We start from the raw sequence: 20,174 nt of genomic DNA, 5'->3' as shown, positions 1-20,174 counted from the left end.
TTCTCGGGCGCACGAATGGTGCGCGGGCGTGGAGGCCGACGTCTCCATACCGTCGGCCTGTGAACCTGGGAGTCCGTCCCGCACTTCACGGGCACGCGCGAGGCTCGGAGGCGGGCGATAGATGCGGCGGCGTCAGGATCGGAGGGCGCTGGACGGGTGACGGGTGTCACCGCAGTCGGCAAGGTATTACCAGGTAAGTCCCTCAGATATCGGATTGCTTCGAAAGAGGCGGAATAGATCCTGGCGCGAAAGGGGGGCTTCAGGGTTGCAGTCGTGTGCCCGATCCTCATTGGAGATGGATCGACATGCAAACTGCCATCCCCTTGGGTATGGGCAGGTTGGCGGCATGGCCGAGCCGGTGGGCGAGCAGTTTCGGCAGCAGGTGGGTGTGTGGACCTTCCGGGCTGGTGCCGTCGGGCGGCGGAATCGGTTGAAACACCTCGATGCGGCCGAGCGCCGAGAGGAAGACGCGGTGCGGCCCTTTGGCGGCGATCTGGCCGAGCAGGTCCGGCCTCGTAAACAGCGCCGTGCCCTCGGCTGCGTGCAGGGCGGCGATCAAGTCGGCGTCCGTGGCCCGGATGAGGGCGTCCAGCGTCGGCGTGGCGAGACCGAGATCGAACAGTTCGCCGTCGCGATCCTGCGGGCGGATCGCCTGCGTATCCGGGCCGAGGGCGGTCAGCGCCGCGCGGGTGGCGCGTTGCGCTTGATCCTGCGGCAGGCAGAGCGCGAGTCCCGGTCGACGCCGCTCCGCGTGTCGGGATGGCGTCTCGTAGGTGATCACTTGCAGTGCGGGGTGGGCGTCCAGCCGCAGGGCGCCGCGCGCGGTCGAGAGTTCGAGCCGGCACGGCTGCCGATCGATGCGGGTGGCTTCGTCTGCGTCGCGCATGAACTCGGCCACGGCGCCGAACACGCCAAGGCTCCAGCCGCAGGTGGCGTCACGGGCGTGGCGTTCGGCCAGATCGATGGCGTCGCTATTCATGGGCGGGGGTCCTTATGCGGGTCCAGGGCAGGATGAAGGTCTCGCCGGCTCGCGTGCCGGCTTCCACGGTGACGCCATAGGCGGCGGCGAGAATATCGGCGGTGAGGACCGCGCCGGGTGTCCCGAAGGCGATGAGGCGCCCCGCGGAGAGCATCGCGATGCGATGGCAGAAGCGGCTGGCCAGCGTGAGGTCATGCAGCACCACCACCACGGTCTGGCCGTCACGGGCCTTGGCCCGCAACACCTCCATGGTGTGGAGTTGATGGGCGGGGTCCAGCGCCGCCACGGGCTCGTCGGCGAGCAAAGCGCGCCCTTCCACTGCCAGTGCCCGCGCCAGCAGCACGCGCATGCGCTCGCCGCCGGAGAGTGATCCGGCCGGGCGTGCGCGCAGGTGGGTGGTATCCGCCGCCGCCATGGCACGGGCGATGGCGGCTGCCTCTGTCGGGGCATCGCCGTGCGGCAAGCGGCCCAAGGCCACCACCGCTTCGACGGTCATGGGCCAGGAGACGGCACCGCCTTGAGCGAGATAGGCCAGTTGCCGACCCATCTCCGCCCGGCCAATGGAGGAAGCCGCCCGCCCGTCGAAGGTGACGTTGCCGCCTGCGGGGGGCTCCAGACCGGCGAGCAGGCGCAGCAGCGTGGTCTTGCCGGCGCCATTGGCGCCAAGCAGGCCGAGCACTTCGCCGGGGCGGGCCTCCAGCGAGACGCCGTCCAGCACTGTGCGGGTGCCGCGCACGGCACGCAGATCTTGCCCGGTGATGATCATTCCGCCTCCCGCCGCAGGCGCCACAACAAGGCGAGGAAGAAGGGCGCGCCGATGAGCGCGGTGACGACGCCGAGCTTCAATTCCGGCCGGATCGGCAGTAGCCGCAGCGCGATATCCGCTGCCAGTGTCAGCGCCGCGCCGCCAAGGCCGCTGGCCAGCAGCAGGCGGCCGGGCCGGTGCCCCACCAGTGGCCGCAGCAGATGCGGCACCACCAACCCCACGAAGCCGATGGCTCCCGCCACCGCCACCGAGGCACCCACCGCCGCGGCGGTGCCGCCGATTACCAGCAGGCGCAGGCGGCGCAGGGGAATGCCGAGGCTCGCCGCCGTGTCCTCGCCGAGCGTCAAGGCATCGAGGCCGCGCGCGGTGGCCAGGACCAGGCCCCAGCCGACCACCATGAACGGCAGAGCGAGTGCCACATGATCGAGACTGCGGTCGGCCAGCGAGCCCATGAGCCAGAACACGATCTCCAGCGCGGCGTAAGGGCTGGGGGAAAGGTTGAGGGCCAGCGCCGTCAGGGCGCCGCACAAGCTGTTGAGCGCAACGCCGGCCAGGATCAGCAGCGTGGTGCCGCCGCCGCGGCGGGCGAGCGCCAGCAGGAGGGCGGTAGCGACTGCCGCCCCGGTGAGGCCGCCCAGTGGAAGCGCGAGCGCGAACGCATTGGCGAAGCCGGAATAGAAGGCGATTACGGCGCCCAGCGCCGCCGCGCCGGAGACGCCGACAATGCCCGGGTCCGCCAGAGGATTGCGCATGAGCCCCTGCATGGCGGCGCCGGTCAGTCCGAGGCTGAACCCCACCGCCGCGCCGAGCAGCGCGCGGGGCAGGCGCAATTGCAGCAGCACCAGTGCCGGCAGGCTTTGCCGGCCCGCCAGCACGTCGCCGAGGGCCGCTTTGAGATCCAGCGGCGCATAGCCGATGGCCAGCGACCCCAGGAGCAGAACCGCCACCAGAAGGCCGAGGCCGGGGATGAGCCAGCGATGCGACCTGCTCATGGGAGATCCGCCCGTGCGCCGTCGGCGAGCAGGCGCGCCGCATCGACCAGTTCCGGGCCGGCGCAGGCCCACAAGCGGCCCGGAACCGAGACGCGGCGGGCCGTGCTGGCGACGAGCGCGGGGTGGCGCAGCACCTCTTGCGCCAAAGAGGGCGGCGCGCCGGGCGCGGCGTCGGTGATCAGCACATCCGGCTGCGCCGTGACGATCTCTTCCACGCTCCATTGCCCCATGCGGTCGGTAGGGTGGCGGCGGGCGAGGTTGTGCAGCCCCGCCCGCTCAATGAGGGCATCGGCCATGGAGCCCGACCCGGCGGTGAAGCCGTTGGGCCGCACCACCACGGCGCCCGGCGGCTGTGCCGGCGGCGACGGCAAGGCTGCAAGGCCGGTTTCCAACTGCCGGGCCAAGTCTGCGCCCCGCTGCGGCTCGCCGATCCGGTCGGCCACGGCGCGGATCTGCGCGGCCGCGGCTTCGGGCGTCGTCGGAACGGACAGCTCCAGCACCGGAATGCCGAGGCGCTGGAGCAGACGCACCGTGGTGCGGGTGGTGAAGGTGCCGGCGATGACGAGGTCCGGCGCCAGCGGCACGATCTCCTCCGCCAGGCCGTAGTTCACGGGAATGCCCGCCGCCGCCTGCGCCACCGTGGAGCCGATGGGATCGCGGGCCAGATAGGTGAGGGAGGCGATGTGGGCCCGATCCGCCAGCGCCACCAGCAGTTCATCGGCGCACAAATTGAGCGACACGATGCGGCGCGGCTTCGCCGCCGTCCCGTCCGCGCGGCCGGGCAATGGCGCAAGCGCGGCCGCGACACAGGCGAACCAAAGGAGACGAGAAAAACGCCGCATCGTGCCCGCCCCCTTCAGTAAGTGAACTTCACGCCGCCATAGGCGCCGAATCCGGTACCGAGGAAGCCATTGGGATTTTCGTACTGCGTGTTCAGCAGGTTATCGACGCGGCCGAACACGGTGGCATTGCCATTGAGGGCGTAGTTGGCGGCCAGATTCACCACCGTATAGCCCGGCTGGTCCACGGTATCGGATGTGAAGCGCACGATGTCCCACCAGGACGACACGTAGACGAGGCTTGCCGACAGGGTGAGCGGATCGATGGGCTTCCAGTCGGCGGTCATGCTGAATTTGTTGTTGGGGCGCCGCAGCAACGTGCAGGTGGTCGTGCTGCGCGGCGCGCACGACGCCCCGAACGGCGCATCCTCTGGCAGATAGCCGATGGCCTGGGTGTAGGTGTAGTCAAACCGCAGGTTCAGGCGATCGGTGACCGCCATGGCGAGGAAGGTTTCCACCCCCTGCGTGGTGGCGCTGGCGACGTTGATGTTTACATAGGTTGCGGGGTCATAACTGATCAGATTGGTGATGTCGTTGTGGAAGTAGGTGGCGCCGAAGCTGGCCTTGCCGCCGAAGACCTGCTGCTCGAAGCCGACATCATAGCCGGTGCTTTCCTCGGGCTTCAGGTCCGCATTGCCATAATAGGGCGCGTAGAGCTGATACAGGCTCGGCGCCTTGAAGCCGGTGCCATAGGTGGCCTTCAGCTTGGTGCCGGTCTCCGGGAACAGCAGCGCCGGGGCGACGCGCCAGGTCGCGTGGCTGCCGAAGGTGTCGTCATCGTCATTGCGCCCGTTGAGGGCCAGGAAAAAGCGCTCGCCGAATGCCGCCTGCCATTCGCCATAGACCGCGGTGTTGCCGGTGCTGGCGGTGAGGTCCGTGTAGGTGGTGGAGGAGGTCATGCTCTCGTTGCGCCGTTCGAGGCCGAGCAACAGAGTCTGTCCTGGCGCGAACGTGAGGTTGGAGCGGGCGTAATAGGTCTGCCGATCACCGTCATAGGTGCCATTGGCGGAGGTATTCGGCCCGACCGTCGGGCGTGAGATATCCAGTTCGCTGATGCCGAAGGTGCTGACGAGGTTTCCGTCCAGCGCCGTCCAGACCCCTTCGCCCTTGGTCAGGAACTGGCGGGCAAACGAGGTGCTGCGCTCAGCCGCCGGGACACCGGCAAAGGTCGGCGCCGGATAGATGTCCGGCGTGAAGCCGAGCTGGGACGAGGTATAGCGCGCCATGAAATTGAGGGCGAAGGCTTCGGATAATTGGGCATCGAGCCGGGTGGAATAGGTCCAGTTGTCATAGGTGTTGGGGTTCAGCGGCCAGCCCGGCGGGGCGATATTGGCGGGCGTCACCGGCGTGTCGCTGGAGGCGAAATGGGCGACATTGAAGGCATAGGACAGTTTATCGGTCGCGCCGCTCACGCCCATGGCCTGGTTGAAGGTCCCGAACGCGCCACCTTCTACGAAACCGGTGAAGCGGGTGGGTCCTTCGCCCTTCTTCGTCGTCACCGAGATGACACCGCCGATGGCGTCGGAGCCATAGAGACCGCTCTGCGGGCCGCGCAGCACCTCGATGCGGGCCACATCCGCAGTGAGCAGCTGACCAAAATCAAAGGCGCCGTTGGGGGTGGAAGGATCGCTCGCTTCGACCCCGTCGATAAGCACCTTCACTTGGTTGGAATTGGTGCCACGGATGAAGACGGAGGTCTGTCCTCCGGGACCACCCGTTTGCACCACATTGAGGCCAGGAACGGTCTTTAGCGCATCGGGCACGGTGCGGATCTGCGCCCGGTCCAGATCCTGTGCGGTGATGACGGTGACCGAACTGGCCACCTGATCGGCTGGGGTAGGCGTGCCAGTGGCGCTGACCACCACATCCGGCAAAGCAATGGTGGAGGCCGCATCCTCAGCGCGCGCAGCGGCCGCCGGCAGGAGCAGGGGAAGGGCCAGGCATGAGGCGAGCACGAGCGATGGCGCGCGTGCGGCGCGTTGGGGAAACGGAAGCATCGGACCCTCGGCGGGACGTCTGTGGCACGTCACCGCGAACGAAGATCCTGCAGCCGAACCAAATCGGATGCATTCACCACGGCCAGTGCACCCCGCCTGACGTGCTCGCGTGTGACCACGACTGACGGCAGGTCTCCTGGCTCACGGGTCAACGCTTGTGCGCCGCCTTCCCAAGCCGTTACAGGCCCAGTGGCATTCGACGCAAAGCTCGCCGCTTACAGTTGCGGGGGCAGCCGCGGCATTGGGCGGAAAATTCCACCCGCACCGCGTTCCCTTTTGATCCCCGAGGGGAACCGTCGCGGCAACGCTAGAGGAAAGGAAGCCTGCTCGTCAACCAAGGCGATTTCCGATCCAAGGTCGGCCGCTGGGAGATCCACCAATTCACGTGTCCGGCCATTTCTGGCGCGCGGAGCGCCGGCAGCTTCGCTCCATACACATGCGTGCGCTTCGGGCGGCCGCAGCCGATGTGCGGGGCTGGCCACCGGCGCCCGCTTCCATGCCAGCCCGGGACCCGCGGGCGAAAGGCGCAAGCCGGACCCAGATTAATATGACTCCAATTCAGCAACTAGTTGCTATCGAGGCGGCGGTCGCAGGTGTCCAATCGGGCTCATGACGGCTCATGCACAGGCACCCACCTCCCTTTTCGATCTTGACGCGGTGCCGGACGAGGTCCGGCTCACCGCCGCCCGCGATGGCCTGGTGCTGACCTGGGGGGCGGAAGATCCGATCCCGTTCGCGGCCGAGGCGTTGCGGGCAAGCTGCCGCTGCGCCTGGTGCACCCGCCAGCGGGCCGACAACCGGTTTCCGGACGCATTCCCCGGCATCGCCATCACCCATCTGGCGCTGGTGGCCGACTATGCGCTGAACCTGCATTTTTCCGATGGCCACGCGCGCGGAATCTATCCCTTCAGCACCTTCCGTGCCCGCGCCGCCGCCCCTTCCGCGGAGCAAAATCCATGAGCGAGATCAAGACCGAGATCGTCGAGACCGACATCCTCGTCATCGGCGGCGGTACGGGCGGGCCCATGGCCGCCATCAAGGCCAAGGAGAAGAATCCCGGCCTCAAGGTGCTGCTCATCGAGAAGGCCAACGTGAAACGCTCCGGCGCCGTCTCCATGGGCATGGACGGGCTGAACAATGCGGTCATCCCCGGCTACGCCACGCCCGAGCAATATGTTAAGGAAATCACCGTCGCCAACGACGGCATCGTTCATCAGAAGGCGGTGATGGCCTATGCCACCGGCTCCTACCCGATGATCCAGTATCTGGACAAGATCGGGGTGAAGTTCGAGAAGGACGGTTCCGGCGAATACAATGTGCGCAAGGTCCACCACATGGGCACCTATGTGCTGCCCATGCCGGAAGGGCACCATGTGAAGAAGGCGCTCTATCGCCAGTTGCGCCGGCTCCAGGTGGTGGTCACCAACCGCTACATGGCCACCCGCCTGCTCACCGGCCCGGATGGCCAGGCGGCGGGCGCCATCACCGTCAACACCCGCACCGGCGAGTTCCTGGTGGTGCGGGCCAAGACCGTCATTCTCGCCTGCGGCGCTGCCGGGCGGCTCGGCTTGCCGGCCTCGGGCTATCTGTTCGGCACTTATGAAAACCCGGCCAATTGCGGCGACGGTTATGCCATGGCCTATCACGCGGGGGCGGGCCTGGCGAACCTCGAATGCTATCAGATTAATCCGCTGATCAAGGACTATAACGGCCCGGCCTGCGCCTATGTCACCGGCCCGTTCGGCGGCTACACCGCCAACAACAAGGGCGAGCGCTTCATCGAGTGCGATTACTGGTCCGGGCAGATGATGAAGGAGTTCTATTCCGAATTGCAGAGCGGCAACGGACCGGTGTTCCTCAACATGACCCATCTGGCCGAGGAGACCATCGGCGAGATCGAGACCATCCTGCATTCCAACGAGCGGCCCTCGCGCGGGCGCTTCCATGAGCGGCGCGGCACCGATTATCGCGAGAGCATGGTGGAGATGCACATCTCGGAGATCGGCTTCTGCTCCGGCCATTCCGCCTCCGGCGTGTGGGTGGACGAGAACGCCCGCACCACCATTGCCGGCCTCTATGCCGCCGGCGACATGGCCAGCGTGCCGCACAATTACATGCTCGGAGCTTTCGTGAACGGCGGCATCGCCGGCCAGGATGCCGCCGATTACTGCGCCTCCACCGACCTGCCGGCCTATGACGCCGGCCAGGTGCTGGCCGAGCAGGAGCGGGTGCTGGCGCCCACCCGGCGCGAGGACGGCTTCTCGCCCTTTGAGGTGGAATACAAGACCCGCCGGCTGGTGAACGATTATCTCCAGCCGCCGAAGGTCACCGCCAAATATCGCATCGCCCAGCAGCGCTTCGGCGAGATCCGCGAGGACCTGAAGCATCTGGCGGTGCGCGACCCGCACGAACTGATGCGGTCCTTGGAACTCAGCTCCATTCTCGACTGCGCCGACATGGCCGCGGCCGCCTCGCTCTATCGCACCGAGAGCCGCTGGGGCCTCTATCACTGGCGGGTGGACCACCCCGCCACCGACAATGAGAACTGGTTCTGCCACACCTTGCTCTACAAGGACGGTCAGGGCCGCATGGCCCACAAGAAGCGGGAGGTGGACCCCTATGTGGTCGAGATCCCGGACGAGGAAATGGGGGCCTACCATCAGCTCCGCACCCCCGCCATCGCGGCGGAATGATCCGCACCGACCCGCCCTTCTGCAAGATTTCGGAGCCCCCATGCCCCTCGCCAATCACGCCACCAGTGTCCCGGTCACCGTGGACGATGAAAAGTGCATCGCCGAAAAAGGCTGCCGCGTGTGCATCGACGTGTGCCCGCTGGATGTGCTGGCCATCAATCCCGCCTCGGGCAAGGCCCACATGAAGTATGACGAATGCTGGTACTGCATGCCGTGCGAGGTGGATTGCCCCACCGGCGCGGTGACCGTCGAGATTCCCTATCTGCTGCGCTGAGGGCCACGACATGGCGATGTTCGAGACCTTCGACGACGAACTGCAGGCTCTGGCGGTCCGCGCCCGCGACGGCGATGCGGGCATCCGCAAGGTGGCGATGATGGAACTGGCCGAAGCGGTGGAGGAGGGCGCCGCCGACCTCCTGCTGGCGGGCCTTTCCGACAGCGACGCCGGCGTACGCGCCGCCGCTGCCAAGGCGCTGGACGAGCACCAGGGCAGCGCCGTGGCGCTGGGCCTGATCGCGGCCCTGGACGATGCGGACGAGGCGGTGCGCCTCGCCGCCGCCGAGAGCCTCGCCGACAAGAAAGAGCCCGCCGCCACCGACCGCTTGATCGAGCGGGCGGGCGAGGGCAATGCCTTCGTTCAGGCGGCGGCCTTGCGGGCGCTGCGGGAGATGCAGGAGCCCGCGGCCATGCCGGTGGCGCTGGCCGCGCTCCAGCATCCGGACGCCACCGTGCGCCGAGAGGCTCTGGCGGTGCTGGGCTATCTGAAGGCGGAGGCCGCGCTGCCGGCGCTGCTGGTGGCCGCCAAGGACAGCGACGCCTCGGTGCGACGTTCGGTGATGGCCTCGCTGGTTTTCGTCAAATCCGGCACGCCGGGCGTTCCGGCCCTGCTTGCCGGGCTGCGCGATCCCCATTGGCTGGTGCGTGAGGAAGCCGCCTTCTCCATCGGCAAGGCCAAGCTCGCGGAGGCAACCTTGCCCCTGATCGCGGCCCTGGATGACGAAGCCTGGCAGGTGCAGGCCAAGGCCGTGAACGCGCTGGGGAAGATGCAGGCGACTGCCGCGGTGGCGGCCATTGGTGGCGCGCTGGGGCATGAACTGAGCAACGTGCGCAAGGAAGCCGCGGCGGCCTTGGGCGAGATTGCCGATCCTGCCGCCTTGGGCGCTCTGGAAGCGGCCTGCAATGATCCCGACCCCGATGTGCGCAAGCTGGTGCGGTGGGCCTTGGGCCGGTGCCAGGCCGTGGCGTGACGGTCTCGGCAGACTGCGGGCTATAAATTAATTAAATCAGTAGACATAATGTTGTTATGCTTGGTACGCTTCTTGCGGCGGTTCCAAACTGGAAAACGGGTTTCCAGGCCTACGGACCACGGAGGATCGCGTTGCTCGCACACGATGCGCCACCCCCTTCCCGCGGCACAGGATCGGTGCTCTTGTCCAACACCGCCACCGCCCAGGCGCTGCTGCTCAGCGAGAATGCGCTGCTGAGCGGCGGCCCACCGCAATTGCTGCAGCGCCTGTCGCTGAAGGAGCGCGAAGACGTGCTGCGGGAGGGCCAGCGCCGCGTGGTCTATCGCGGCAAGATGGTCTTCTCCCAGGGCACCCCGCACGACGGCATCTATCTCATCGAGAGCGGCCGCATCCGGGTGTTCTATATCGCCCCCTCGGGGCGCGAGATCACCCTGGCCTATTGGCAATCGGGACATTTCGTCGGCGGACCGGAATTGTTCGGCCAGAGCCCGCATGTCTGGTCCGGTGTTGCGGCCGCCAATTCCGTGGTCATCCACCTTCCCGGCAAGACCTTGCGCCGCCTCATGGGCCATATTCCGGCGCTGGCGCTGGGTTTGATCGAGGGCCTGACCTTCAAGGGCAAATGCTATTCGGCGCTGGCGCAGATGCTCGGCACCCGTTCGGTGACCGAGCGGCTGGCCCACCTCCTGCTGCATCTGTGCGACGCCTATGGCGTGAAGGAGGCCAATGGCATCGCCATCGGCACCGCCCTCACCCATGCGGACCTGGCCCATATGGTGGGCGCCACCCGGCAATGGGTCACCATCAGCCTCAAGCGCCTGCAGGAGCAAGGCGTGCTGACCGCCGAGAAGTCCAAGCTGGTGGTGCACGAGGTGGAAGCCCTGCACGCCTTGCGCGGCGGTGCTTGAGGCCAAGGCAGGCCATGAGGGATCTGCCGAAAAATTCACCAGGGCCTCATTGGAGGCAACTAATCGACTGTCCGGCCCGGTCTTCCTTTGAACAGCTCGAAGCTGGCGACGGAAGATGAGCTTAAGGCCGCAAAGAGCCGTGCTTCCCTTTCAGAGGTGACCCACATGCGGATGGACTGCTTCGCCTCCCGACCCCGCCTACGGGGTTCCCGCCTTCCCAGTCGTTTGGCTGCCGCCGGCCTTGGCGCGCTGGTCGCCGCCGGCCCCGCCCACGCCCAGCAGACGGTCAATGTCGGCATCGGCACCCAGGACACCACCACCAACACGGTCACCACCGGCGTGGTGATCCGTGAGTTGAAGCTGCTGGAAAAGTACCTGCCGAAGGACGGCAAATACGCCAACATCACCTTCAAGCTCGACTGGCAGAACTTCACCTCCGGCCCGCCGGTGACCAACGGCATGATGGCCGACAAGCTCCAGTTCGGCGGCATGGGTGACTTTCCGCTGGTGGTGAACGGCTACACCTTCCAGTCCAATCCGGACAGCAAGAGCCAGCTCATCGCCGTCGCCGCCTACAACATCTACGGCTCCGGCAACGGCGTGGTGGTGCACAAGGACTCGCCCTATTTCCAGCTCTCGGATCTCAAGGGCAAGGTGCTGAGCGTGCCGTTCGGCTCCGCCGCCCATGGCATGGTGCTCAAAGCCATGCAGGACAACAAATGGTCCGATGATTACTTCCGCCTGGTGAGCCAGAGCCCGGAAGTGGGCGCCACCAACCTCCAGGAAAAGAAGATCGACGCCCACGCCGACTTCGTGCCCTTCGCCGAGCTGCTGCCGTTCCGCGGCTTTGCCCGCAAGATCTTCGACGGCGTCGAGACCTCCGCCCCCACCTGGCACGGGGTGGTGGTGCGCACCGATTTTGCCAGCAAATATCCCGAAGTGGTGGTGGCCTACATCAAGGCCATCGTCGAGGCCGACGCCTGGGTGCGCAAGGATCCCAAGAGCGCGGCCGAGCAGATCGCCAAATGGACCGGCATCGACAAGGAAGTGGTCTACATCTTCCTCGGCCCCGGCGGCATCATGACCATGGACCCCACCATCAAGCCGCAACTGGTGGAAGATGCCGCACAGGATGCGGGCGTGCTGCAGAAGCTCGGCCGGATGAAGGAGTTCGACGTCAAGGCCTGGGTCAACGACAGCTATGTGCGCAAGGCCTATGGCGAACTGGGGCTCGATTACGACAAGCAATTGGCCAGCCTCGCCAATTACGAAGTCACCGGCGAGGACGGCTTCTGCAAGGTCGCCATCACCGAGCCGCGCAAGGCCGGCGAGATCTGGGTGGAGGGCGAGGGCATCAAGGCCTTTTCCAGCCCGCTCTGCACCCTGGGCGCGCTCGCGCAGATGAAGACCCAGGGCAAGAAGGTGGCGGTGACCTATCTGTTCGACACCCCGCGCGGCATCAAATTGTTTGCCAGCGAGGCCTTCTATGCCGCCGTGCCCAAGGACGGAAAAACCCAGATCCTGCCCTTCCTGCTGAAGAAGGACGCCGAGGCGGAAGCGGCCAAGTCCGGCGGCACCGTGATGAGCTTCGACGACGCGCTGAAAAGCGTCGCCGCGGGCCGAGGGTGATCGCCATGAAGCGCAGCGCCACCGCATTTACACCCGAGGCATTCACGCCCGAGGCCTTCCCTCCCAAGATCTTTGCCGCCGGCGGTTTTACGCCGGCGGAGCCGGCCCCCCATGCGCCACTCGCCACTGGAGTCGGAGCCGGGGACAGCGGCATGATGACATCGCTCACCCTTGCCCCTGTGCCCAGCGCTTCCGGCGCCATCCGCCTGCGCCCGCCGCGCGCGCCGCAGCTCGAGGCCTCGGCGCCCGCCGGCGGCGGACGCGCCATGCGCTGGTTCCGCCTGCACAAGGGCGAATTGCGCGCGGCGCTGCTGGCGCTGCTCTCCATCGCCGCCTTCATCGCGGCTTGGCACCTGCTGACCACGCACCGCATGACGCTGTACGTGCGCTTCTCCAACGTGCCCTCCCCGGAGCAGGTGCTGGAGAGCGCCTCGCGGGCATTTCGCAGCGGGCGATTCATTGATCATCTGCTCATCTCCTGCCGCCGTATCCTGTTCGGCTTCACGCTCGCGGCGGTGGTGGCGGTGCCGCTGGGGCTGCTCATGGGGCGCTACAAGCTGCTGAAGGAGGCGGTATTCCCGGTCTCCGAGGTGCTGCGGCCGATCCCGGCCATCGCCTGGGTGCCCATGGCCATCATGCTGTGGCCGAGCAATGAGGAAAGCATCGTCTTCATCACCTTCCTCGGCGCCTTCTTCCCGATCCTCATCAATACCCTGCATGGCATGTCCACCATGGACGAGGTGCTGGTGCGCGCCGCCCGGTGCCTCGGCGCCCGCGAGGCGGCCACCTTCCGCGAGGTCTATTTCCCCGCCGCCTTGCCGCACATCTTCACTGGCCTCACCGTGGGCATGGGGGTGGCCTGGGTGTCGCTGATCGCCGCCGAGATGATCTCCGGCCAGTTCGGCATCGGCTATTTCACCTGGGAGGCCTATTCCCTCGTGCAGTATCCGGACATCGCCCTGGGCATGATCTGCATCGGTGTGCTGGGCCTGATCTCCTCGGTGGCGATCCGCTTTCTCGGCCGCAAGGTGGCGCCCTGGTCCCATGCCCGTTGACCGCCGGAACCTCTGCCTCCCGCTTTCCGCCTGCCCATGGAGACTGCCGTGACCGCCACATCCAGCCAGCCGGACACCCGCCTGAGGCCGGAGCGGGGCCTGATCGAGGTCCGCGATTTCTGCCTGTCCTATGAAACCATGGACGGGGCCATGTCGGCGGTGGAGGAGGCGGACCTGCGGGTGGAGCCCGGCGAGTTCGTCTCCATCATCGGGCCGTCCGGCTGCGGCAAGTCCACCTTGCTGAATGCGGTGGCCGGCTTCCTCACCCCCACCGCCGGGAGCGTGCGGGTGGACAGTGAGCCGGTGCGTGGCCCCGGTGCTGATCGGGGCATGGTGTTCCAGCAATATTCCTTGTTTCCCTGGAAGACCGTGCGGGAGAATGTGGAGTTCGGTCTCAAGATGAAGGGCGTTTCCGCCCATGAGCGCAAGCAGTCCGCCCGCACCCTGCTGGGGCTGGCCGGGCTGTCGCAATTCGAGGACCATTATCCCGATCGCCTCTCCGGCGGCATGAAGCAGCGCGTGGGCATCGTGCGCGCGCTCGCCACCGGGCCGAAGGTGCTGTTGCTGGATGAGCCGTTCGGCGCGCTGGATGCCCAGACCCGGCAGATCATGCAGCAGATCCTCACCAATCTGTGGCAGCGGCTGGGGATCTCGGTGCTGTTCGTCACCCATGACATCGACGAGGCGATCTTCCTCTCTGACCGCATCTATGTGATGACCGCCCGCCCCGGCACCATCAAGGCGGAAGTCACCGTGCCCCTCGCCCGCCCGCGTGATGCCCAGGTGATGCTGTCGGCCGAATTCCTGGCCCTGCGCGGCGAGCTGGCGGCGCTGATCCGCGAGGAGAGCCTGAAAGCCATGGGCGGTGAGCTGAACGAGGATGCCCTCAAGGGCCTCGCCATCAATCTCCACGGCCAAACCCTGGCGGACGTGATCTGAGTGCGTCCACGAGGCGATCGCGCAGTCCTGAAAATCGACGTAACTAATTGACCGCTTAGTGAAGCGATGCGCGATCCCCCGCCGCCATTCCGTTAGTCTTGGACAATAAACGGAGTGGATCGCCGCTATGACTTACGTTGTCACCGACAATTGCATCCGCTGCAAATTCATGGATTGCGTCGCTGCCTGCCCGGTGGACTGCTTCTATGAAGGCGAGAACATGCTCGTCATTCATCCCGACGAATGCATCGACTGCGGCGTGTGCGAGCCGGAATGTCCGGCCGATGCCATCCGCACCGCCGATCATGCCGAGGGCGCGCCCTGGGTGGCGCTGAACGCCCGCTATGCGCAGGTCTGGCCCAATATCGCCGAGAAGAAGGAACCGCCGGACGATGCCCAGGCCTGGATGGGCGTGCCGGACAAGTTCACCACCGTATTCAGCGCCGCCCCGGCGGCGGAGTGAGGCCCCATGAGCACCATCGCCGCCGAAACCGTGCTGGAGGTCCGCCACTGGACCGAGCGCCTGTTCTCTTTCACCGCCACCCGCGATCCCTCGTTCCGCTTTCGCAGCGGCCAGTTCACCATGATCGGGCTACAGGTGGGCGAAAAGCCGCTGCTGCGGGCCTATTCCATGGCCTGCGCGCCCCATGAGGACCAGTTGGAGTTCTTCTCCATCAAGGTCCCCGACGGCCCGCTCACCTCCCGCCTGCAGGCGCTCAAGCCGGGCGATCCGATCCTGGTGGGCCGGCGCCCCACCGGTACGCTGCTGCTGGACAATCTCATCCCCGGCCGGCACCTCTACATGCTGGCCACCGGCACCGGCCTCGCCCCCTTCGTCAGCCTGATCAAGGATCCGGAGACCTATGAGCGGTTCGAGGCCGTGGTGCTGGTGCATGGCTGCCGCACGGTGGCGGAACTGGCCTATGGCGAGGCGGTGGTGGCGGCGGTGCGCGGCCACGATGTCCTGGGCGAGATGTGCGCCGGCAAACTGCTGCATTATCCCACCGTCACCCGCGAGCCGTTCCGCAACCAGGGCCGCGTGAGCGACCTTCTCGCCAGCGGCACCATCGCCGCCGATCTCGGCCTGCCGGCGCTGAATAAGGAGACCGACCGTGCCATGCTGTGCGGCAGTGCGCAGATGATCGCCGACCTCGGCGTGATCCTGGAGGCGCGCGGCTTCGTGGAGGGCGCTGGCGCTCGCCCGGCCACCTATGTGGTGGAAAAGGCGTTTGCGGAGCGCTGACGCCATCCGGACGCGCCGATTTTGCTTTCCGCCCGGCGCTCCCGCATGTGCGGATCCACGACGTCGGGCGAGGGGGCGACATCGCCGCCATGATCAACATGGCCAAGACGGTGCTGGCGCTCGATGACGACCCGCGCGCCACCGGTGGCGAGCGGGTGCTGGACGCGGACTTCATCGCCGAGCACACCGACGGATTTCCAGCCTTCGAAGCCATGGTGCGGGCGACCGCCTGGGACGAGATCCAGCGGGCCTCCGTCTTGCACCAAGCTTCGCTCGAAGCCGCCGCCCTGACCTTCGCCCGCGCCCGGTCGGTCATCCGGAGGCCTACGTCATCTTCTTGCCGGCGGCCGGCGTGCTGTCGACGGTCCCGCGCTGTGTCGCACGCGGATCGTCGGCTATGGCGCCATCGTCGCGGCAATTCTCGGCATGGTGTTCCTGAGCTTTGGGCTGTGGGTGCACCATATGTTCGCCGTCGGCATTCCCCACCTCGCACTGGCGTTCTTCTCCGCGGCATCGATGCTGGTCGCGGTGCCCACGGCGGTGCAGATCTTCGCCTCGATCGGCACGATGTGGCGCGGGCGGCCGGATGGGCAGCACCGTTTCCGCATGCTGCGGGCCCCGTCTCCAAGCGAGCGGTCGGCGTCTGTCAGCGCACGCGCGGTCTACGGCGCTGCGAGACAGGGCGACACGAACAATTCGCCGCGCCAGGCGCCTCGTGCGGTGCGGGTGGACACGACCACCCACATCACGCTGAGCAGCGCCACGAAGATGCTGCCCAGGATGCCGAACAACCCGATGGGAAGAAGGCTTCCCAGCCGCAACGTCGCCACCGCATAGACCCCCAGGGGAAAGGTATATCCCCACCAGCCAAGATTGAACGGCAGCCCTTGGCGCACATAGCGGATGGTGATGAGCAGGGCCATCGCGAACCACCATAGGCCATAGCCCCACAGCAACAGGCCGCCCATCAGGCCGATGCCGCGGGCAGCGCCGGCATAGGCGTCCAGGCCATTGGCGGCGAAAGCGGCGGGCGTCGCTTCTCCCAGCACCAAGAGCCCCAGAGCGCCGGTCCCGATCGGGCCGAGCGCGAGCCAGCTCGTGGCCGCCATGCTCACATGGGGGAGTTTGTGGATCGCCATGCGCAGCACCAGGATCACCAGCACGCTCATGGCCAGCGGCACCGACAACGCCCACAGCAGATAGCTGCCGATGAGCACATTCAGCTGGGTGTGCACGTCGCCCAGATGCGGCGCGAGCAATCCGCCGCTGACCGCTGCCACTTCCGCGGCCACCACCGGCAGCAGCCAGACCGCGGTCATCTGATCGATGGCATGGCTCTGGCGGGTGAACATCATGAAGGGAATGGCGATACCGCAGACGGCGGCGAGCCCGGCATCGATCAGCCAGAGGACCTCGGCAATGCGGACCGCCGTCTCACCCCAGCGGGCGAGGCCAAAAATCAGGAAGCCGTTGATGATGGTCGCAAGTCCCATGGGAATGCAGCCAAAAAACATGGACACGACGGAGTGCCCGAAGATGCGTCGCGCGCCATCAAAGAAGAAGATCCATCGCGCCGTATACAGCAGCGAGAACACGCCGAAGAGCCCGATATTGAACAGCCAGAGCCCCTCGCCGACGGTCCGCAGCTGCGGCCACGCCGGGAATTGCGCCAGTGCAATGGCGAGGATGCCGGTGCCCATCGTCGCGGCGAACCAATTGGGCGTGAACTGACGCACGGCTTCGCTGGGTTGACTGAGGCGCGAGAACGGCTTGAGGCCAAAGGCAACGGCACTCGCATGGGTCTCAAGGGCCATGAGACATATCCAGAGGGCATAGGTTCGATGGGACAGGGCAGGCGCTGCAGTCGCCCCTGGATACCGCAGATCCATTTTCCCTCATGCCGGCTTGGCTACCATGGCGCAAGGAAAAATCATGGAGTGGCCGCCGGTTTTCGGCTTGCCGGCTTCCTTTGGGGCGGCCTGATTGGCGCATCTGCCTTTGCGAGCAGGTCTGGTGCGACTTGACCAGTCATCCGGGCCGGATCGAGCCGGGCGAGGCGTCCATGCCGCACCGATCCTCGAGGGAGCGCGCGATGCGATGATCGCCCGCGTCGAAGGCGTGCCGGACGCGACAGCCCACCTCACCTTCATTGACGCAGATGCGCTGAAGGCTCCGGTTCAACCGCCCCGCCTGTTCGTGGGATCTCCCAGCGGCGGGGTGCGTCTGAACCGCCCCTCGAGTCCTGGTCGCCTTCTTCCCTAAGTTTTGAGGCAAGGAGAACGTCCCGGATCATTCGAATTCTAGGGAGGGATAAATTGGGGGCGGCCTGCCGCAGGCAGATCGTAATCCATTAAAGACAAGGACGAATTTTACGTTGAGTGGCGGAGAGGGAGGGATTCGAACCCCCGATAGGCTTGCACCTATGCCGCATTTCGAGTGCGGTGCATTCGACCACTCTGCCACCTCTCCAGCCGAGGCACGAGGGTATGATCCCTCGCCGTGGTGAATGCGCTTCTAGCTGAGAGCTTGGCGCGAGACAAGAGAGGCGGCGGCGGGAGCGCAAGGCTGGCGCAATCACCCACAGGGACTTGCGGCGTCCACCGGCCGGTGAGCCCCTTGATCCGGCCTGCCATGCAATGGCTGGACGCTCGCAGGACGCCTTCGGCTCATCCGGCGCGGGCCGGGGAGCGCTTCAGGGCTGCACGGGGACAGGGCGGGCCTGGCCGTTCGAGTCGATGGCCACGAAGGTGAAGATCGCCTCGGTCACCTTGCGGGTGTCCTCACTCTCGCGGGCCCGGCGCCAGGCTTCCACTTCGATCCGCATGGAGGTGCGCCCGACAGTCAGCAAGGTGGCGAACAGGCTGACCTCATCGCCCACGGAGACCGGGCTGAGAAAGGTAATGGCTTCCACCGCCACGGTCGCGGCACGGCCGCGGGCCCGGCGTGCGGCCACGTTCCCCGCCGCCAGATCCATCTGCGACATCAGCCAGCCGCCGAAGATGTCGCCGCTGGGATTGGTGTCCGCCGGCATGGCGATGGTGCGGATGACCGGAGCATCATTGGGCATCTGCGAGGAGGGGGGATGCATGGGGCGGCCTTTTGCTGGCGGGGCGCCGCTGCCCCAGTATGCGCAGGCGCGGCCTGTGCTTCGATGCCAAAGGATAAGGCGTGAGGCAAGCCGGTCGTGCCGGTCCGCGCCGGATACCTCCCCACAAGGCGCTGCAGGGCCGTCGATCGGGGCGGCGCGGATGGGCTTGCGCATTGACAGCGCAGGGGGGGACCGCGTAAAGGGACCGTTCTCCTGGGCACCTGTGTGCCTGTGAGATCCCAATCCGACCGGAAGAAGCCGGCCCTTCGAGGCTTGGCTGAACACGAAAGCGAGACAAGATGTTCGCGGTCATCAAAACAGGCGGCAAGCAGTATCGCGTTGTCGCCGATGACGTCATCACGGTGGAAAAGCTGACGGCGCAAGCCGGCGAGAGCGTGACCTTCCCCGTGCTCCTCATCTCCGGCGAGGCCACCCATGTGGGTGCGCCGTTCCTGGAAGGCGTGTCCGTCACTGGCGAAGTGGTGGAGCAGACCCGCGGCGAGAAGGTGATTGCCTTCAAGAAGCGTCGTCGGCAGAATTCGCGTCGCAAGCGCGGCCATCGTCAGGATCTGACCGTGGTGCGCATCACTGAGATTTCCGGGCTCAATGGCGAAATCGCCAAGGCTTCGGTTCGTGTCCGTCGGGCGCCGGCTGAAGCCGTCGCCGCAGACGCCTGATTTAAGGACGGAGAGCGCAAATGGCTCATAAAAAAGCAGGCGGCTCGTCTCGCAACGGGCGCGATTCTGACGGTCGTCGCCTTGGCGTGAAGAAGTTCGGTGGCCAGGCGGTCATTTCGGGCAACATCATCGTGCGCCAGCGCGGCACCAAGTGGCATCCGGGCACCAATGTGGGCATGGGCAAAGACCATACCCTGTTCGCCCTCGTGGAAGGCCGCGTCGAGTTCCGCACCAAATTGAACGACCGAACTTACGTATCGGTTGTCCCCGCCGCCCTCCAAGCGGCTGAATAAGCGGCGAGAATCCAAGGTGAAGGATCCCGCCGCGCTCGTCGCGCCGGTGGGAGCCTGACCAGGACGCCTGGGCTCCAGAAAACCGGGGGGACGAGCCATCGTCTCCCCGGTTTTCGTTCGTTCGTCTGCCTGACCGCCGACAAGGAGCCCGCCATGACCATCGTTGAACAGCCTTTGGGCGCGCCGCTCGCGGAGAGCTGTATCCCCGTCCTCGAAACCGAACGGCTCGTCCTCCGCGCGCCGCGCATCGAGGACATCGCGGCCATTGCGGCCTTGGCCAACAACCGCACGATCGCCGAAATGACGGCGAACCTGCCCCATCCCTATCGCCTGTCGGACGCCCGCGCCTTCGTGGAGACCCAGGCCCAGGTGAGCGATGCGGCCACCTATGCCCTGTTCGTAAAAAGCGAGGCCGGTCAGACGTTTGCCGGCATGTGCGGCTTCGGCCGGCGCCCGCCCGAGACCGTGCATGAGATCGGCTACTGGATCGGCGAGCCGTTCTGGGGCCGCGGCATCGCCACCGAGGCCATGCGCGCCGTGATCGACTATGTGTTTTCCGAGACCGACATCGACCTGCTGTCCGGCGCGGCGCGGGTGGTCAATCCGGCCTCGCGGCGGGTGCTGGAGAAATGCGCCTTCCAATGGTCCGGCGTCGGGCTGTGCCGGGTGCGGGCGCTCTCCGCCTCGGTGCCGGTGGATCGGTTCCAGCTGGAACGCCGCACCTGGGCCTCCCTGCGCGCCTGGGGCTCCACCGCCATGCCGGTGCGCTCCCGCGCCCATTGACGCGAAGGGGGCGGTCCGCCACGGGCCGCCCGGTCGCGCATGTCGC

20 protein-coding genes, 1 tRNA gene, 2 pseudogenes and 1 riboswitch are annotated in these 20,174 nt (G+C 66.5%); of the genes and pseudogenes, 14 read left to right on the top strand and 9 right to left on the bottom strand.

All coding sequences use genetic code 11. The annotated features are described in order from the left end of the window. Positions 1 to 286: 286 nt before the first annotated feature. The 5 genes from AAG816_RS06695 to AAG816_RS06675 all read right to left on the bottom strand — a co-directional run bounded on the left by AAG816_RS06695 (position 287) and on the right by AAG816_RS06675 (position 5,531). Positions 287 to 979, bottom strand: coding sequence for a hypothetical protein (locus tag AAG816_RS06695; RefSeq protein WP_341988785.1), 693 nt, complete (start codon positions 977 to 979; stop codon positions 287 to 289). Next, positions 972 to 1,745, bottom strand: a complete 774-nt coding sequence (locus tag AAG816_RS06690) for an ABC transporter ATP-binding protein (protein ID WP_341988784.1) — start codon at positions 1,743 to 1,745, stop codon at positions 972 to 974. The genes AAG816_RS06695 and AAG816_RS06690 overlap by 8 nt, the downstream gene beginning before the upstream one ends. Next, the gene (locus tag AAG816_RS06685; RefSeq protein ID WP_341988783.1) at positions 1,742 to 2,737 is read right to left on the bottom strand and encodes an iron ABC transporter permease; all 996 of its coding nucleotides are present in this window, start codon (positions 2,735 to 2,737) and stop codon (positions 1,742 to 1,744) included. The genes AAG816_RS06690 and AAG816_RS06685 overlap by 4 nt, the downstream gene beginning before the upstream one ends. Next, on the bottom strand, positions 2,734 to 3,477 hold the full coding sequence (locus AAG816_RS06680) for an ABC transporter substrate-binding protein (RefSeq protein WP_341988782.1): 744 nt from the start codon (positions 3,475 to 3,477) through the stop codon (positions 2,734 to 2,736). Before AAG816_RS06680 ends, AAG816_RS06685 begins: the two co-directional genes overlap by 4 nt. A gap of 116 nt (positions 3,478 to 3,593) precedes the next feature. Beyond that, positions 3,594 to 5,531 carry a TonB-dependent receptor gene (locus AAG816_RS06675; RefSeq protein WP_341988780.1) on the bottom strand — a complete coding sequence of 646 codons (1,938 nt, stop codon included), beginning with the start codon at positions 5,529 to 5,531 and terminating at the stop codon, positions 3,594 to 3,596. A gap of 150 nt (positions 5,532 to 5,681) precedes the next feature. Further along, a riboswitch (cobalamin riboswitch) is annotated at positions 5,682 to 5,886 on the bottom strand. Positions 5,887 to 6,182: 296 nt separating this feature from the next. Here AAG816_RS06675 and AAG816_RS06670 point away from each other — a divergent pair. From AAG816_RS06670 to AAG816_RS06625, 10 genes are all read left to right on the top strand, one after another. Further along, positions 6,183 to 6,533 (top strand): DUF971 domain-containing protein, encoded by a 351-nt coding sequence (locus AAG816_RS06670; protein WP_341988779.1) that lies wholly within the window; start codon positions 6,183 to 6,185, stop codon positions 6,531 to 6,533. Continuing rightward, positions 6,530 to 8,266 (top strand): fumarate reductase/succinate dehydrogenase flavoprotein subunit, encoded by a 1,737-nt coding sequence (locus AAG816_RS06665; protein WP_341988778.1) that lies wholly within the window; start codon positions 6,530 to 6,532, stop codon positions 8,264 to 8,266. The genes AAG816_RS06670 and AAG816_RS06665 overlap by 4 nt, the downstream gene beginning before the upstream one ends. A 40-nt stretch (positions 8,267 to 8,306) precedes the next feature. Beyond that, on the top strand, positions 8,307 to 8,540 hold the full coding sequence (locus AAG816_RS06660) for a ferredoxin family protein (protein WP_341988777.1): 234 nt from the start codon (positions 8,307 to 8,309) through the stop codon (positions 8,538 to 8,540). Positions 8,541 to 8,550: 10 nt separating this feature from the next. Then, positions 8,551 to 9,513 (top strand): HEAT repeat domain-containing protein, encoded by a 963-nt coding sequence (locus tag AAG816_RS06655; protein ID WP_341988776.1) that lies wholly within the window; start codon positions 8,551 to 8,553, stop codon positions 9,511 to 9,513. A gap of 182 nt (positions 9,514 to 9,695) precedes the next feature. Continuing rightward, positions 9,696 to 10,421: a Crp/Fnr family transcriptional regulator gene (locus AAG816_RS06650; RefSeq protein ID WP_341988775.1), complete on the top strand. Its 726-nt coding sequence runs from the start codon at positions 9,696 to 9,698 to the stop codon at positions 10,419 to 10,421. A gap of 225 nt (positions 10,422 to 10,646) precedes the next feature. Then, positions 10,647 to 12,050 carry an ABC transporter substrate-binding protein gene (locus tag AAG816_RS06645; RefSeq protein ID WP_341988774.1) on the top strand — a complete coding sequence of 468 codons (1,404 nt, stop codon included), beginning with the start codon at positions 10,647 to 10,649 and terminating at the stop codon, positions 12,048 to 12,050. 155 nt (positions 12,051 to 12,205) lie between these two features. Further along, positions 12,206 to 13,105: an ABC transporter permease gene (locus tag AAG816_RS06640; protein ID WP_341988830.1), complete on the top strand. Its 900-nt coding sequence runs from the start codon at positions 12,206 to 12,208 to the stop codon at positions 13,103 to 13,105. A gap of 36 nt (positions 13,106 to 13,141) precedes the next feature. Further along, the gene (locus AAG816_RS06635) at positions 13,142 to 14,044 is read left to right on the top strand and encodes an ABC transporter ATP-binding protein (RefSeq protein WP_341988773.1); all 903 of its coding nucleotides are present in this window, start codon (positions 13,142 to 13,144) and stop codon (positions 14,042 to 14,044) included. Between the two features lie 127 nt (positions 14,045 to 14,171). Continuing rightward, positions 14,172 to 14,507, top strand: a complete 336-nt coding sequence (gene fdxA, locus AAG816_RS06630; protein WP_341988772.1) for a ferredoxin FdxA — start codon at positions 14,172 to 14,174, stop codon at positions 14,505 to 14,507. Positions 14,508 to 14,513: 6 nt separating this feature from the next. Then, a complete protein-coding gene (locus AAG816_RS06625) occupies positions 14,514 to 15,287 on the top strand; it encodes a ferredoxin--NADP reductase (RefSeq protein WP_341988771.1) in 774 nt (257 codons plus the stop codon). On the opposite strand, the gene AAG816_RS06620 is transcribed toward AAG816_RS06625, so the two are convergent. Beyond that, positions 15,254 to 15,553 carry a hypothetical protein gene (locus tag AAG816_RS06620; RefSeq protein WP_341988832.1) on the bottom strand — a complete coding sequence of 100 codons (300 nt, stop codon included), beginning with the start codon at positions 15,551 to 15,553 and terminating at the stop codon, positions 15,254 to 15,256. The two genes, AAG816_RS06625 and AAG816_RS06620, sit on opposite strands and share 34 nt — an antisense overlap. Before the next feature lie 44 nt (positions 15,554 to 15,597). Between AAG816_RS06620 and AAG816_RS06615 the strand changes: the two are divergent. After that, positions 15,598 to 15,872 (top strand): annotated as a pseudogene (locus AAG816_RS06615) (cbb3-type cytochrome c oxidase subunit I); the annotation flags it as partial. Positions 15,873 to 15,949: 77 nt separating this feature from the next. On the opposite strand, the gene AAG816_RS06610 reads toward AAG816_RS06615, so the two are convergent. From AAG816_RS06610 to AAG816_RS06600, 3 genes are all read right to left on the bottom strand, one after another. Then, a complete protein-coding gene (locus AAG816_RS06610; protein WP_341988770.1) occupies positions 15,950 to 17,101 on the bottom strand; it encodes a TDT family transporter in 1,152 nt (383 codons plus the stop codon). A gap of 565 nt (positions 17,102 to 17,666) precedes the next feature. Further along, positions 17,667 to 17,756, bottom strand: a tRNA-Ser gene (locus tag AAG816_RS06605). 223 nt (positions 17,757 to 17,979) lie between these two features. Next, positions 17,980 to 18,375 (bottom strand): acyl-CoA thioesterase, encoded by a 396-nt coding sequence (locus AAG816_RS06600; RefSeq protein WP_341988769.1) that lies wholly within the window; start codon positions 18,373 to 18,375, stop codon positions 17,980 to 17,982. A 299-nt stretch (positions 18,376 to 18,674) separates the two neighbouring features. On the opposite strand from AAG816_RS06600, the pseudogene rplU reads away from it, so the two are divergent. From rplU to AAG816_RS06585, 3 genes and pseudogenes are all read left to right on the top strand, one after another. Next, positions 18,675 to 18,974: pseudogene (gene rplU, locus AAG816_RS06595) on the top strand (50S ribosomal protein L21); the annotation flags it as partial. A gap of 98 nt (positions 18,975 to 19,072) precedes the next feature. Beyond that, the gene (rpmA, locus tag AAG816_RS06590) at positions 19,073 to 19,345 is read left to right on the top strand and encodes a 50S ribosomal protein L27 (RefSeq protein WP_341988768.1); all 273 of its coding nucleotides are present in this window, start codon (positions 19,073 to 19,075) and stop codon (positions 19,343 to 19,345) included. 153 nt (positions 19,346 to 19,498) lie between these two features. After that, positions 19,499 to 20,128: a GNAT family N-acetyltransferase gene (locus tag AAG816_RS06585; RefSeq protein WP_341988767.1), complete on the top strand. Its 630-nt coding sequence runs from the start codon at positions 19,499 to 19,501 to the stop codon at positions 20,126 to 20,128. Positions 20,129 to 20,174 lie beyond the last annotated feature (46 nt).

Origin of the sequence: Azorhizobium sp. AG788, from assembly GCF_943371865.1 — a bacterium.
In the GTDB taxonomy this organism is placed as follows: domain Bacteria; phylum Pseudomonadota; class Alphaproteobacteria; order Rhizobiales; family Xanthobacteraceae; genus Azorhizobium.
The sequence above is the reverse complement of the archived record's forward strand: the minus strand, read 5'-3'. Positions and strand labels throughout refer to the sequence as shown.

Excerpts from the sequence above, each read along its gene's own strand:
- AAG816_RS06695 (WP_341988785.1), bottom strand. The coding sequence starts at position 979 with ATGAATAGCGACGCCATCGATCTGGCCGAACGCCACGCCCGTGACGCC.
- AAG816_RS06690 (WP_341988784.1), bottom strand. The coding sequence starts at position 1,745 with ATGATCATCACCGGGCAAGATCTGCGTGCCGTGCGCGGCACCCGCACA.
- AAG816_RS06685 (WP_341988783.1), bottom strand. The coding sequence starts at position 2,737 with ATGAGCAGGTCGCATCGCTGGCTCATCCCCGGCCTCGGCCTTCTGGTG.
- AAG816_RS06670 (WP_341988779.1), top strand. The coding sequence starts at position 6,183 with ATGACGGCTCATGCACAGGCACCCACCTCCCTTTTCGATCTTGACGCG.
- AAG816_RS06665 (WP_341988778.1), top strand. The coding sequence starts at position 6,530 with ATGAGCGAGATCAAGACCGAGATCGTCGAGACCGACATCCTCGTCATC.
- AAG816_RS06660 (WP_341988777.1), top strand. The coding sequence starts at position 8,307 with ATGCCCCTCGCCAATCACGCCACCAGTGTCCCGGTCACCGTGGACGAT.
- AAG816_RS06655 (WP_341988776.1), top strand. The coding sequence starts at position 8,551 with ATGGCGATGTTCGAGACCTTCGACGACGAACTGCAGGCTCTGGCGGTC.
- AAG816_RS06640 (WP_341988830.1), top strand. The coding sequence starts at position 12,206 with ATGACATCGCTCACCCTTGCCCCTGTGCCCAGCGCTTCCGGCGCCATC.
- AAG816_RS06635 (WP_341988773.1), top strand. The coding sequence starts at position 13,142 with ATGGAGACTGCCGTGACCGCCACATCCAGCCAGCCGGACACCCGCCTG.
- fdxA (WP_341988772.1), top strand. The coding sequence starts at position 14,172 with ATGACTTACGTTGTCACCGACAATTGCATCCGCTGCAAATTCATGGAT.
- AAG816_RS06625 (WP_341988771.1), top strand. The coding sequence starts at position 14,514 with ATGAGCACCATCGCCGCCGAAACCGTGCTGGAGGTCCGCCACTGGACC.
- AAG816_RS06610 (WP_341988770.1), bottom strand. The coding sequence starts at position 17,101 with ATGGCCCTTGAGACCCATGCGAGTGCCGTTGCCTTTGGCCTCAAGCCG.
- AAG816_RS06600 (WP_341988769.1), bottom strand. The coding sequence starts at position 18,375 with ATGCATCCCCCCTCCTCGCAGATGCCCAATGATGCTCCGGTCATCCGC.
- rpmA (WP_341988768.1), top strand. The coding sequence starts at position 19,073 with ATGGCTCATAAAAAAGCAGGCGGCTCGTCTCGCAACGGGCGCGATTCT.
- AAG816_RS06585 (WP_341988767.1), top strand. The coding sequence starts at position 19,499 with ATGACCATCGTTGAACAGCCTTTGGGCGCGCCGCTCGCGGAGAGCTGT.